13 protein-coding genes are annotated in these 12667 nt (G+C 49.6%); 10 read left to right on the forward strand and 3 right to left on the reverse strand.

What is annotated here, in order from left to right; translation table 11 throughout:
* Positions 1-314: 314 nt before the first annotated feature.
* From DFQ01_RS05225 to DFQ01_RS05270, 10 genes are read left to right on the forward strand one after another with little or no spacing between them, the layout of a single operon-like run.
* Complete coding sequence (locus tag DFQ01_RS05225) at positions 315-1859, forward strand: AMP-binding protein (protein WP_174812426.1); 1545 nt, start codon at positions 315-317, stop codon at positions 1857-1859.
* Positions 1860-1880: 21 nt separating this feature from the next.
* Complete coding sequence (locus DFQ01_RS05230) at positions 1881-3050, forward strand: cytochrome P450 (protein ID WP_174812425.1); 1170 nt, start codon at positions 1881-1883, stop codon at positions 3048-3050.
* Between the two features lie 15 nt (positions 3051-3065).
* Positions 3066-3677 carry a pyridoxamine 5'-phosphate oxidase family protein gene (locus DFQ01_RS05235; RefSeq protein ID WP_245946547.1) on the forward strand — a complete coding sequence of 204 codons (612 nt, stop codon included), beginning with the start codon at positions 3066-3068 and terminating at the stop codon, positions 3675-3677.
* 30 nt (positions 3678-3707) lie between these two features.
* Positions 3708-3965, forward strand: coding sequence for an acyl carrier protein (locus DFQ01_RS05240; RefSeq protein WP_110042840.1), 258 nt, complete (start codon positions 3708-3710; stop codon positions 3963-3965).
* A 30-nt stretch (positions 3966-3995) separates the two neighbouring features.
* Positions 3996-4925, forward strand: a complete 930-nt coding sequence (locus DFQ01_RS05245; protein ID WP_110042841.1) for a beta-ketoacyl-[acyl-carrier-protein] synthase family protein — start codon at positions 3996-3998, stop codon at positions 4923-4925.
* Between the two features lie 44 nt (positions 4926-4969).
* The gene (locus DFQ01_RS05250) at positions 4970-6466 is read left to right on the forward strand and encodes a class I adenylate-forming enzyme family protein (protein WP_110042842.1); all 1497 of its coding nucleotides are present in this window, start codon (positions 4970-4972) and stop codon (positions 6464-6466) included.
* On the forward strand, positions 6456-7703 hold the full coding sequence (locus DFQ01_RS05255) for a type III PLP-dependent enzyme domain-containing protein (RefSeq protein ID WP_110042843.1): 1248 nt from the start codon (positions 6456-6458) through the stop codon (positions 7701-7703). Before DFQ01_RS05250 ends, DFQ01_RS05255 begins: the two co-directional genes overlap by 11 nt.
* On the forward strand, positions 7687-7935 hold the full coding sequence (locus DFQ01_RS05260; protein WP_245946548.1) for a phosphopantetheine-binding protein: 249 nt from the start codon (positions 7687-7689) through the stop codon (positions 7933-7935). Before DFQ01_RS05255 ends, DFQ01_RS05260 begins: the two co-directional genes overlap by 17 nt.
* Before the next feature lie 46 nt (positions 7936-7981).
* Entirely contained in the window at positions 7982-8761 is a 780-nt protein-coding gene (locus DFQ01_RS05265; protein WP_110042844.1) for a class I SAM-dependent methyltransferase, read from the forward strand.
* A gap of 58 nt (positions 8762-8819) precedes the next feature.
* The gene (locus DFQ01_RS05270; RefSeq protein WP_146216837.1) at positions 8820-9950 is read left to right on the forward strand and encodes a hypothetical protein; all 1131 of its coding nucleotides are present in this window, start codon (positions 8820-8822) and stop codon (positions 9948-9950) included.
* Positions 9951-10054: 104 nt separating this feature from the next.
* On the opposite strand, the gene DFQ01_RS05275 is transcribed toward DFQ01_RS05270, so the two are convergent.
* From DFQ01_RS05275 to DFQ01_RS05285, 3 genes are read right to left on the reverse strand one after another with little or no spacing between them, the layout of a single operon-like run.
* The gene (locus DFQ01_RS05275; protein ID WP_245946549.1) at positions 10055-10729 is read right to left on the reverse strand and encodes a TetR/AcrR family transcriptional regulator; all 675 of its coding nucleotides are present in this window, start codon (positions 10727-10729) and stop codon (positions 10055-10057) included.
* A 23-nt stretch (positions 10730-10752) separates the two neighbouring features.
* A complete protein-coding gene (locus DFQ01_RS05280) occupies positions 10753-11775 on the reverse strand; it encodes an ABC transporter permease (RefSeq protein ID WP_110042846.1) in 1023 nt (340 codons plus the stop codon).
* Entirely contained in the window at positions 11772-12533 is a 762-nt protein-coding gene (locus tag DFQ01_RS05285) for an ABC transporter ATP-binding protein (RefSeq protein ID WP_110042847.1), read from the reverse strand. The genes DFQ01_RS05280 and DFQ01_RS05285 overlap by 4 nt, the downstream gene beginning before the upstream one ends.
* Between the last annotated feature and the right edge of the window lie 134 nt (positions 12534-12667).

Here is a 12667-nt window from a genome sequence, read left to right on the forward strand (position 1 = left end):
GGAAGTTCACATGCTCCGAGCTGTATATCCAATTACTGGGTTACCAATACAAGCTACATTAGTATAACTTTCAATCAGCTGTCAATATGTTCAATTTACTTGAATTTACACTTTTATTAATTCTTGATAAATGTAGTTTTGAAAAGTGCTTATTTCTTTATATTGTGCCATACTCCTTCAATTTCCAGTATATTACTATAGACTAGCCAGGAAGAGCTAGAAAACTAAGGTAATTTTGTGAGTAGTCTGTAAATCCAATGAAACGTTGCTAACTAGGAAGGATGAGGACACAGCATAATTCATGGGAGCCGAGGTTGCTGCATGATTATTGGATGCAGCATTCAGATAAGCTAGGCGATCAATTAGCGATCGTAGCTTCCGAACATCGCCTCACGTATGCAGAAGTAAGGCGAGTTTCGGAGCATTATAAAGAGCAATTGTTGGAGTGGGGAATCGGCATCGGTGACCGGATTATCATCGACTCGGCGCCTTGTCCTGAAGCTGTCTGTTTGATCATCGCTTGTTCGATGGCTGGGGCCGTGTTCATCCCGGTCAGCCCCGATTCGCCGACTGGGCGCATCGAGAATATTATCGAGCAAACCGAGGCGAAGCTATATGTCCATTCCGCGGCATCGCAGCGGATTTTCCAAGCGCTAGAGCCTGAATGTTTAGTCGCGATTATTCAAGGCGATGAGCTTGCGTTATCGTGTCCTGACCGATGGCAGAGAAGTGATTCGCCATCCGCAGGCTGCCTGTTGGATACGGATCTGGCTTATATTATTTTCACATCGGGTACGACGGGTAATCCGAAGGGCATCATGATGAGCCACCGGGCTGCAATCGCATTTTTTAAAGGCTTGGTCGATTACTGTAAGCTGCCTCCTTCATCAAGAGTCGGCACGATTGCTCCGCTGCAGTTCGATTTCTCCCTATTGGATATGGGGCTGGCTTTCGGGAGCGGCGGAACGCTGGTACAGGTTCCTCAAGTGCTCGTGCATCATCCGAAGAGATTGATCGACTTCTTATCTGTCCATCATGTCTATCAGATGAACGGCGTTCCTTCCATTTGGAGCACGACATGCAATTACGGACTTGGTGAGTTGAGCAGGCTGACGCATCTGAGGAAAATACTGTTCGCGGGGGAAAAATTCCCGATTAACCATCTGAGAATGCTGCAGAGGGCCATTCCTAATCTTGACCAAATCATTAATTGCTTTGGACAATCGGAATCTATTGCTTGTTCATTCACGGACGTTCCTAATCCGATCCCTGGTAACGCGGAGAATATCCCGATCGGATATGCTCACCCGGGAGCGGAGATTTTGCTGTTCGACAACAACCAGCAGCCGATAATCAAGCCGAATACTATCGGCGAGATGTATGTAAGAGGCGCTTCCTTGTTCTCCGGCTATTGGAAGAACGAAGAGAGGACGAATCGGGCATTAGTCGCCCATCCGTTGCGGCCGCATGCTGGCGAGCGCGTGTTCAGAACGGGGGATTTGGCCTATATCGGAGACGACGGAAGTTTGTACTACGCTGGCAGAACCGATAATCAAGTTCAAATTATGGGGAACCGAGTGGAACTAGAGGAGATTGAGAGGGTTATCGCGTGTCATCAGGCTATATTGGATGTGGCAGTCGTTGTGCAACAGGGGCAGAAGGACGAGCTTATTGCCTTCGTTACGGTTGATAAGCACCATACAATTACCGAAACCGCCCTCCGGGTATTCTGTTCCAGTAAGCTGCCCAAGTATATGCTTCCCGACAAATTGCTTGTTGTGGAAGCGTTACCGTACACATTGAATGGGAAAATCGACAAAGCGGCGCTTAGCAAACTTGCGCTTGTGCAACCAATCTGAAGAATGGACGGAGCTGCGATCATGAAAATTATCGATATTGATTCCCATGAGTTTCAAACGAATCCATGGCCTATCTACCAACATTTGAGAGAGAACGATCCGGTGCATTATTCGGATAAGCATAAAAGCTATTTCCTGCTCAAGGACAGCCATATTAGAAAAGTGCTTCTTGATGATAAGACCTTTACGGTGGATCATCCGTTCCGAATGACGAAGCATGTGTTCGGTTCAACCATTCTTGATATGGATGGGGAGAGCCATCATCGCATTCGTCGGTATTTCTCCGACATTTTCTCTGCCAAAAAAATTGACAGCTACGCGAACGAGATTATTAAGCCGGTCGTAAACGATGTGATCGACGAACTGTCCAAGCGAAGCGACTTTGACTTTGTTAACGATTTCGCCTTTGCCATTCCAACGCGCGTCATTCTGAAAGTGCTCGGGCTGCCGACTGACAATTTGGCTTGGCTGAGAGAACGGCTGCTGCCAATCATCCTATTCATTGAGCAGCCTAAGGAATACATTACGGAAGCTAGAAAAGCGATGGACGAGGTGATCGCATATATTCTTGAGGTTGCATCCGCAGAGGCAGTCCGTAACCCGAATTCGGTAGCGGCGCAAATCGTTGCGGAAGAACCGAACGGAAACATTACGAGTCAAGAAATTCTTCGGAATATTCTGTTGTTTATTACCGCAGGCACGGATACTTCGATCGCGACGATCTGCAATACGATGATTACGCTGCTGAAGCACCCGGAAGTGATGGAGCAGGTTCGGGCCGATGATGCCAAGCTGCGTCCTGCCATCCAAGAGACGCTTCGATGGGAGCCTCCGATGCACTTTACGATTCGCATCGTTACGGCTAACACGGAGCTTGGCGGTACACCGATACCTAGAAATTCAATTCTGCAATTGGTTACGGCGAGTTCCAGCAGAGACGAATCGAAATACGAAGAGCCGGAGCTGTACAAGCCGTTCAGAAACGATAACGACAATCTCGCATTCGGGCTTGGGCGCCATAAGTGCATCGGAATGTTCTTGGCGGAGAGAGAATTCTATGAGGCATTCCAGATATTCTTCGACCGTATCGGAGAAATCGAGCTGCTGCATGACGAACTGCCGATCGTAGAGGGACGGATTCTCCGATTCCCGCGCCAGCTTCGAATGAAATCCAACTTCAGCGGCTCTTAGGAGAGGAGATTTCATTTGAGCTCATTAGGAGAACGCGAACTTCAAGCGAAATATAACACTTCTGCAAGAGCCAATGCTTTCTATGCGAATCAAATGCTGTCTTATGTAAATGACCAAATGGCGGAGTTTATTAAAGAGCAAGAGATCATGTTTATAGCTACGGCGGATAGCAAAGGCAACTGTGACATATCGCTGCGCACAGGAATGCCCGGCTTTGTCGTTGTCGTCGATGAGAAGACGATTGCATATCCGGAGTTTCGAGGCAACGGCGTATTGGCCAGCTTAGGGAACATTCACGAGAACCCGCATGTGGGACTAATGCTCATTGACTTCTTCCAACATTGCATCGGGCTTCATGTGAACGGAACGGCAGAAATCGTAGAGAATGCAGCATTTCTTGCCGCGGTGGCAGACACCGGCTGCATCCGCAGCCTTGACGAGAAAACGCGAACCCTCGCGGAGCGGTGGGTCGTTGTATCCGTCGAAGAAGCGTATATTCACTGCTCCAAGCATATTCCGTTGTTGAAGAAGCTGGATAAGACGATGCATTGGGGCACCGACAATCAAATGTTTAAGGGCGGCGACTTCTTTGGCGTGAAAGGCAGCAATAGGACCGCCTCCGTATGAGACCACTAAGAAGGGCTATGGTGATGATTAATGGATAGCATCGCATTCTATGAGAAGTTTACCGCATACGTCAAAGAGCTGAACACGAGCAAGGACATTGCTGCGATTGAGCCGCAGGACAATCTATTCGAGCTGGGCTACGTGGATTCTATGAATATGGTCAATATTATTATGTTCCTCGAGGAACTGCGGGGAGAAGAAATCGCGTTGGAAAAATACGAGCTACGCACGTTCTATACGATGGAGAGCATGTATCAGGAACTGCTGGCAGTAAAGCTGGGCAAGTAATCCGCGAATATTGGAGGTCCATATAATCGTATGGCACAGGCAGGACTTAAAGGATTGGCCTACGCTATCGGGGAGCAGGAGGAAATCGGAAACATTCCGGGTATTCAGGAGACTCCGCTGGGCGATCCGCAATTCAGGCGGATTCATGGTGTTCATCATTATTTGAAATCCGATGAATCGCTGTTCGAATTGGCTCTCCGATCTGCCGGGCAAACCTTGGCGGACAAAAGGGTGAAGAAGGAACGTATTGTCAAGGTAATCTTCGCGACGGTATCGCATTATTCGGAGGATCTGGCTGTCGAGAAGGATTTCGGTGGGAAGTTGATGCATCATTTAGGCTTGCAAGACTGCTTGTTCTTCGGAATGTTCGCGCAGAATTGCGCAACCGTCGCAGGCGCCGCGCGAGCGGCAATGTCTTTGCTCGACGAACGGACCGGCGGAGACATTCTTGTGATTAGCGCGGATAAAATATCCGAGAGCCGCGGAATAGGCAGAATCGGGCCATTCTACGCACGCAGCGATGCGGCAGTAAGCTTCGTTATATCTCGGGACGGATATGACTATGAGATTCAGCCGTTTACGGAGTATTACGATGCCAGCCTGTGGGATTGCACGCAAGCTAACGATCGTCCGCGGATGTTAAAGAGCTTCAAACTGAACACAAAAAAAGTAATCGACGCGTGCCTTGCAACGAATGAATTGCATCGCAGCCAAATCAGCCACGTTCTGTGTAATAACCACGATACGTTAATATGGCGGCATATGTCGGAGTACTGGGATATTCCGTATGAACGCTTTTACACAAGTAATATTCAAAGAATTTCTCATTGTCCGGCAGGCGATGTGTTCATTAATTTAAAAGACATGGATGAGGAAAACATGGTGGGCAGCGGTACCAATCTCTTGGCATTCTTCTCCGGCCCGCATGTCTGGACAGCATCCGTGTTGCGCAAAGTGTAGACGGGACATATTGCCAGCACATCGATAAAGGCGGGCTTTTGTATATGTTGATTCATCAACGCTTGGATAGAACGGCGGAACGGATTCCGGATAAATCCGCCGTCATTAGTAGAACGGAATCTATTTCGTATTACGAGCTGCAGAGGTACAGCCTGCGGCTTGCCGAATGGCTGGCGCTTCAAGGCGTGTGCAGAGGAGACAGGATTGTGCTGCAGCTTCCAAGCAGCGTACCTCTCGTGGGGCTTATTGTTGCCGCTTCCCGGATCGGCGCCATATTCGTCCCTGTCCATGAGGAAACCAAGCAAGGAAACTTGGAGCATATCTTGATGGATGCTGAACCGAAAATTTGGATCACCGCAAATACCCAGACATTGGAGCCTTCAGTTCCTCTTCAGTCGATTAAGTCTTACACGATTCAGGACATCCGTGAAGCTGCGACCCAATGCGCGGGGGATGAGTTGACGGGGGAAACGTACGCTGGCAGCTTGCCGGCTTGCCTGATCTATACGTCGGGCAGCACTGGAAAGCCGAAAGCCATTGTATCGACCCATGATAATATCGCCTTCTCTACGGACGCCATTCAACAATGCTTGCAATATAGAGAAAACGACGTCATTGGCAATTTCCTGCCGCTATCGTTCGATTACGGTTTATATCAAGTTTTCTTGGCGTTCAACGTAGGCGCTGCAGTAGCATTAGGCTCGCCAGCGGATACAGGCCCTTATATCGTTCAACGATTGTCGGCGTGGAAGGTAACATGCTTGCCGGCATTGCCGAACTTGTTTCATTCCTTGCTTACGATGGGAAGAAGAGATGCTTCTTCCTTGTCCGCGCTTAGAATGATTACAAATACGGGAGCAAGACTTCCCGACAGCTACATCATGGGTATGAAGCAAATGCTGCCGGATTGCTTGATCTATGTTATGTACGGACTTACGGAGTGCAAGAGAGTATCCATTCTTGATCCGGCTGACTATAGCCGCAAATCGAAGTCCGTCGGCAAGCCATTGCCGGGAACTGCATGTTATATCGTCGATGAGCAGCACAGCATTGTGCCGTTCGGAACGGTAGGTCAGCTTGTAGTGAAGGGTCCGCACGTCACGCCTGGCTACTGGAACAGCCCCGACCAGACAGATCGCAGCTTTCGCATGTGGGGCACGGAGGGGGAGCGGTGCCTGTTTACCGGTGATCAATGCTCGATGGACGAAGAGGGGTATTTGTACTTCCACGGGAGAAACGACGACATCTATAAGCAGAACGGCTTTCGCGTAAGCGCAATCGAAGTGGAGCAGGCGGCGGGCAGCATTCCCGGCGTAACTCGCACGGCCTTGATCCCTCCCGAAGGGGAGGAGAAGGCGACGCTGATTTTGTCCTCGACATTAACGGTTGCCGATATTCGCGAGCGGCTAAGCGATCTGTTAGAGGGCTACAAAATGCCGGAACACATCGTGTTGTTGGAGCAATTCCCGATAACCGGCAACGGCAAGTACGACAAAAAGAAGCTTAGGGATTGGATAGAGGGGGTCAAGCATGGACTTTAGAACGTTAGCGGATTCGTACGGCACTCCTTCTTACATCTATCAATTGCAAGAGGTGGATCGGTCCTGCGATGCGCTTAAATCAGCGCTCCCAGCAGGAAGCGTCATCTATTATTCCTTCAAAGCGAATCCGCATCCCGGCGTTGCAGCGCGACTGGCGGCCCATGGATGCCATGCGGAGTTATCCTCCGTCGGCGAGGCAGCTGCAATGACCCAGGCAGGCTTCGAACCGAGTCAATGTATTTATACAGGCCCCGGGAAGAGCATAAAGGAGATGGAGGCGGCCATTCAGCACGGAATCCTGCTATTCTCCGTGGAATCCCTTCGTGAATTGGCGAAGCTGTCCGAGTTAGCGGTTAAGCATGGCGTGAAGCTGCAAGCGATCATTCGGGTGAACCCGAGCTACTCCATAACCGGGTCCGGTCTCAGCATGACCGGCGTATCGTCCCAGTTCGGCATCGACGAGGATATTCTGTTGCGGGAATACCGGGATGCAGTTCGCGCCGAAGCGATTAGCGTTATCGGGTTTCATATTTTTAACGGCTCGAATATTTCGTCCCCCGAGCTGCTGCTAACGAACTTTATCCAATCGATCGATACGGCTGTTCGTATGGCTGAAGCCTTACAAATTGATCTACAGCTATTGGATCTTGGCGGAGGTTTCGGCTCCTTATACGCCAAAATCGGAGAACGTATCGATTTCTCCGGCATTAAGGCACCGCTGGAACAATATTTGGACGAAGCGCTGCCTGGCTGGAGGAACGGAAGCCCGCAGATCGCATTCGAATCGGGCAGATATCTTGTAGGGCCGTCCGGCACTTTCCTTAGTTCGGTCGAAGATGTAAAGATAAGCCGCGGCAGCAAGTTTACCATATTGGATTCAGGCATCCACCACTTATCGGGCATGACCGGGTCAGGCAGAATTCCGAAAGTAGGCATGGATTTCATCCCTGCAAGCACGAATGCCTCTCGTTCGGAAGACGAGAAAGCGACCGTAGTAGGACCGCTATGCACGCCGCTCGATTACTTTGTTAGAGACGGCAATGTTCCTGAGGCCAGGCCGGGGGATCTGATGACGATAACGAATGTTGGCGCATATGGGCTGACTGCCAGCTTAATCGGGTTTCTGAGCCGCGAGGCGCCGATCGAGATTGTATGCGATGGCGATGAAGTCGTATCCGCATCCCGGATAACGCTAGTAAGAGCAGAAGGGAAGATTGAGGTTGGATCAACGGTATAAGCAGGTTTTGGATAAATATGTGAAAGTAAGCAAAGTGGAAATAACGGGTTCCGAGAGCTTCCAGGATCTTGGGATTGATTCCATGTCGTCAATTAATTTGCTGGTCGAGCTGGAGGAGCTTCTCGGCGTGGAGGTCGCGCCGGAGCTTCTTACGGAGGATACATTCTCCTCGGTCGGGAAGCTATGGGATGTGTTTGCCGGATTGTTGCAGCAGCGCTCTTTGAACGTATAGGTTGTGCAAGGCGCAAGGCAATTTTGAGGAGGCAGGTGCGAGCAGTATGAAGCACGAACAATTAATTCGCGACGAATTCAGCAAGCAGGCTAAGGATTTCTCGAATCAGCAGCTTACGTTGAACAAGGAAGAGTATCTCCAATGGATTCTGAACCGTTTACAGCTTCATCCGGATATGAATGTGCTGGATGTTGCGGCAGGCACAGGCATACTTAGCCGTGCGATCGCTCCGCATGTCAAACAGGTCACTTCAATGGACTTGTCGGAGGATATGATTCGAGAAGGGCAGAGACAGAACGAGGCGAAGGGCGTAACTAACATTCAATTCTGCCAAGGCAATGTCGAGCAAATGCCGTTCGATCCGCAGTCGTTTCATCTCGTAGTCAGCCGATTTGCATTCCATCATTTCTTACGGCCAGATGTCGTATTGCAGCAGATGAAAACCGTATGCCAAGCGGGCTCGTTCGTCTGTGTCGTCGATATGATCTCGCCTGACGATGACGAGCTGTACGAGAATTACAACCACTTCGAGCGGTTAAGAGATCCTTCTCATACGTTCGCGTTGAAGCAGTCGAGGCTGCGTGCAATGTTCGAACAGGCTGGATTCGAAGGGATCGTCGCGGAGACCGTTACGGTGAACGTGAACGTAACGAGCTGGCTGGAGCTGACCAAGACGGATGCGGCAACGGGAACGGATATTCGCGATCGGTTGATCGAGGATATAGACGCAAGTAAACCGTCAACAGGCATGTTCCCCTTCTGGGACGGAAATGAGCTGATGTTCAAACAAACGTGGATCAAAATAGTGGGAGTGAAACCGGAGTAACGTCCGAAAGGATAAGCAGGCAAGGTCAGCTTGCCGGCGCTTGTTTCCAGGAGGTGCCATGATGGATATAGGTTTGCCGTTCAACAAGCAGCCAATTATTGATTCGTATAGTTATCACGCCAATATTGTAGCCATTATATCGCAGTATGAAGACCTTGAACCATGGATCTATGGGCGATTTCTTCGATTAGCTTACTGCAAGGATAACAACTACCTGGATTTTTGCGATGGCGATTATTTTGACTATTACCGCTGCAGAACGATGTATGCCAACGGGAGCCGATATTTAGCGGAATACCGAAATTACCCCTTCTTGGAATGTATCGATATGACAGGAGAATGTGCGTCACAGGAATTAGTCCCTTTGCTGACTGCCTGTATGAATGACGGTTATTACGCGATCATTCATTTGGATCATTACTTTATCGCAGCAACGGATGTATACGGCATATCGCATAAGAATCATGAATGCATCGTGTACGGCTATAATTTAGACAAGCAGGTATTTTATGCTGCCGACAATTTTGTTTCAGGCAAATATGTCAGCATCGAGATCGGATTCGCGGAGATGGAGAAGGCGCGGAGAGCTTCTGAAGAGCGGGAGCTAAAGCGTGCAATGAAGGTTCGGGTAGCAGAGGACCGACAAGAAGAAGGTATCAATATCAATGGAATCATCAAGAAGCTGCAAGAGTATGCGAGCGGTACGGATTCATCTATGTACGGTATCATAACCGGCTTCTCCGAAGAAGGGGGATTTATTCATAACGGCTTTCAGTATGACTGGCATTGGTATGAGCATGCCGATCGCCAAGCCTTCATATATGGAGTCGATATTTATTCTTTCTTCATCGACGATTTGCGGGAAGTCGGCGCGAACCGCTCCAAGATCGATTTAAGAAGATATCATACGATGTATAATCATAAAGTGGTCTTATGCAAGCTGTATCATTATTTGACGTCCAAGTCGTTTATGCAGGTTAATAGACAATTGGAGACGCAGCTGAACGAGCTTGCAAAGCAGTGCATATTGCTTCAAAATATTGTACTGAAATATAACGTGACTCGTGATATCAAACTATTGGATGTATTGATGAAGTATCACGAGCAATCGATCCAACAAGAGCAAGCGATGGTACAGCAATTTGTAGGCGGTCTGGAACGCAGCGGCAGCCGCTGTCTTTTCGTTTGATGCGAGCACCCCCTGTCATGCATGGATACAACCTCCGGTGTATCTCATGCAGCTGGGGGTTCGTTTGTTCTAAGGGAGCTTCATTAGTAAATGACGTCTTTTGTTCAGGGAGCAGGAACGGCAAGCCCTCGCATTATAAAATCAATCGTCGCTTGCCGTTCCTTCTCATCATCCCACTGAGAGCCTTCTTGTTCGCCGTACATGGCACGAACGATAACATAGCCGATCATCGTCGAGACGGCTAGCCGAATAATGGTTGAAGAAGGCAGGTCGATGAGCATGCCATCTTCACGGAACCGGTCGACGATAACGGTCATTCGGGCGAGTACCTGCTTAATGACGACCTTCTGGAACTGCTCCTGCAGGTCGGGGTGGAAGGGAACCTCTTGCACGAATATTTTCAGAATAGACATGTTCTTCTTTAGGAAAATGATTCGATTCTCGATCACGGCACGAAGGAACTGGTCAAAGCTGTCGTATCGATCCTCGAATACCCGGCCGAAATCACGCAGAACGAAAGGCGTGACCAGACGCGACATAACGGGTGCGACAATGGACAGCAATAAATCCTTCTTCGTCCGGTAGTGACGGAAAATCGTCCCTTCAGCAACGCCAGCTTGCTGTGCGATTTCGCTAGTAGAAGCAGCTGCGAATCCTTTGCGGGCGAAAATCTCTGCGGCAGCCGCGACGATTCGGGCCTGCTTATCGGTCATTTTCCGTTCAGGATCTTCTTGCTGCATCAGCTCCTTGAGCCACTCATCGATAGGTTGTTGTTCCAAGTAAGCGTCACTCCTTAACTCCGTTATAGCCGTCGATGCTTACGCAGCGCTAATACATTCAATAGTGCGAACAAAGCGGAGAAGCCAAGTAATACATAAACATCCACACTCCAATCGCCCCAGCCTTCTCCTCGAATCATAATGCCCCGCATCGCATCGGCTCCGTAATAGAGCGGCATGATATGGCTTAACTTTTGCAGCCACGGATTCATGGCTTCCAGATTGAACAGTCCACTGAAGAACGCTTGCGGTACGATCACGATTGGAATGAACTGAATGATTTGAAACTCGGTACTCGCGAACGATGAAAGCAGCGTTCCTAACGTTAATGCCGTCAGTGCAAGCAGTAGATTGATCAGCAGCATGTAGCCGATCGACCCTACCATATACATGTCAAGCACTTTGACAGAATAAGCAGCAATAAGTGTCGCCTGTAAGAGTGCGAATAGGCCGAAGCCAGCGAGATAACCTGCAACAATCTCATGTCTGCGAATCGGCGTCGCAAGCAGTCGTTCGAGCGTGCCGCTCGTTCGCTCGCGTAGGAAAGAGACGCCTGCAAGCAGGAAGACGAAGAAGAAGGAGAAGAAGCCAATTAATACGGGACCAAAAGAATCGAAGGACGCCATATTTGCTGTGCCGTGCAAATAAGTCACGACTGGCGTGGCATCCCTATTTACTTGATTGCGCAGCGTATTCTGTATGAGCAGCAGTACTGCTTTATTCATTGTTGGATCGCTGCCCTCGAGGGTGAGGGATGGCTTCCCATCCTGAAATGCCAGAACGGCGTCTAACTTTCCTCCACGTAAATCAGCCATTGCATTATCGATGCTTGTGTAGGTATCGAGATCCGCATCAGCGGATGTTAGCTGCTCCGTTACGGTCGAAGGCAGCTCAACAACACCGATGTCTGGCGCTACGTTCTGACCATCGAACACAAGCTTCATAAGCGTCAGCACGAACAAAGGTGCAACGAACAGCAGCGCGAGCGTACGGCGATCCCGCACAAATTGTTGAATGATGCGCAGTGCCAATGCGCCGATTTTCATGATACCGCCCCACCTTCCATACGGGTGCCTAAAGCAATGAAAGCCTCTTCAATGCTGCTGCAGCCCGTTTGTGCAAGTAGATTAGCAGGGGAATCGACTGCGATGAACCGGCCTTCTCGTATGAGACCAAGTCGATCGCATTTCTCTGCTTCATCCATGACGTGAGTCGTCACGATAATCGTTGTGCCTTGCTCAGTTAGCTGCTTCAGCTCCTGCCAGATCGATCGGCGAAGGACGGGATCGATTCCGACAGTTGGTTCATCGAGTACAAGCAGGGAAGGACGATGCATCAGTGCGATGGCCAGCGATAGCCTTCGCTTCATCCCTCCTGAGTAAGCGCCTACAGGTTTATTGAGATGGTCCGTCAGATCGACAAGACCTGCAGCCTCTTCCATTCGCTGTTGCAGAGCTGCTCGCTTCAGTCCATACAGCTTGCCGAAGAAAGCCATGTTCTGGCGGCCAGACAGCTCCATATACAGTGCATCAGACTGCGCCATGTATCCGAATCGATGGAGCATCTCGAGCTTCGGAAGGGTAACGCCAAACATGTGCGCCGTACCGCTGTCCGTCCGATCGATGCCGGTCATCAGCTTGATCAGCGTCGTTTTTCCAGATCCGGAAGGTCCTAGAAGCCCAAACAACTCCCCTTGCTGCACAGTAAGAGACACATTGTTAATAATCGTTCGATGATTGAAAGAACGAGATACATCCTGTAGGACAATGGCTGGCGGATGGCTGTTCTGCAGAGGTGCGCCCATCGTAGGTTCACTCCATTCCAATATAAATGAGTGTTTACTCACTCCCATTATATACCTCTTCTTGTTTGTTGAGTAGTGAGTAATCACTCATTTTTCCATCGGTCTTAAGACGGAGTGGAAGCTCCAACCATAGA

Source organism: Paenibacillus cellulosilyticus (genome assembly GCF_003182255.1).
GTDB classification, from domain to species: Bacteria; Bacillota; Bacilli; order Paenibacillales; family Paenibacillaceae; genus Paenibacillus_T; species Paenibacillus_T cellulosilyticus.

Bases quoted from the DNA above. Each gene is read 5' to 3' on its own strand.
- DFQ01_RS05230 (WP_174812425.1), top strand. From the start codon at position 1,881: ATGAAAATTATCGATATTGATTCCCATGAGTTTCAAACGAATCCATGG.
- DFQ01_RS05240 (WP_110042840.1), top strand. From the start codon at position 3,708: ATGGATAGCATCGCATTCTATGAGAAGTTTACCGCATACGTCAAAGAG.
- DFQ01_RS05245 (WP_110042841.1), top strand. From the start codon at position 3,996: ATGGCACAGGCAGGACTTAAAGGATTGGCCTACGCTATCGGGGAGCAG.
- DFQ01_RS05250 (WP_110042842.1), top strand. From the start codon at position 4,970: ATGTTGATTCATCAACGCTTGGATAGAACGGCGGAACGGATTCCGGAT.
- DFQ01_RS05255 (WP_110042843.1), top strand. From the start codon at position 6,456: ATGGACTTTAGAACGTTAGCGGATTCGTACGGCACTCCTTCTTACATC.
- DFQ01_RS05265 (WP_110042844.1), top strand. From the start codon at position 7,982: ATGAAGCACGAACAATTAATTCGCGACGAATTCAGCAAGCAGGCTAAG.
- DFQ01_RS05270 (WP_146216837.1), top strand. From the start codon at position 8,820: ATGATGGATATAGGTTTGCCGTTCAACAAGCAGCCAATTATTGATTCG.
- DFQ01_RS05280 (WP_110042846.1), bottom strand. From the start codon at position 11,775: ATGAAAATCGGCGCATTGGCACTGCGCATCATTCAACAATTTGTGCGG.
- DFQ01_RS05285 (WP_110042847.1), bottom strand. From the start codon at position 12,533: ATGGGCGCACCTCTGCAGAACAGCCATCCGCCAGCCATTGTCCTACAG.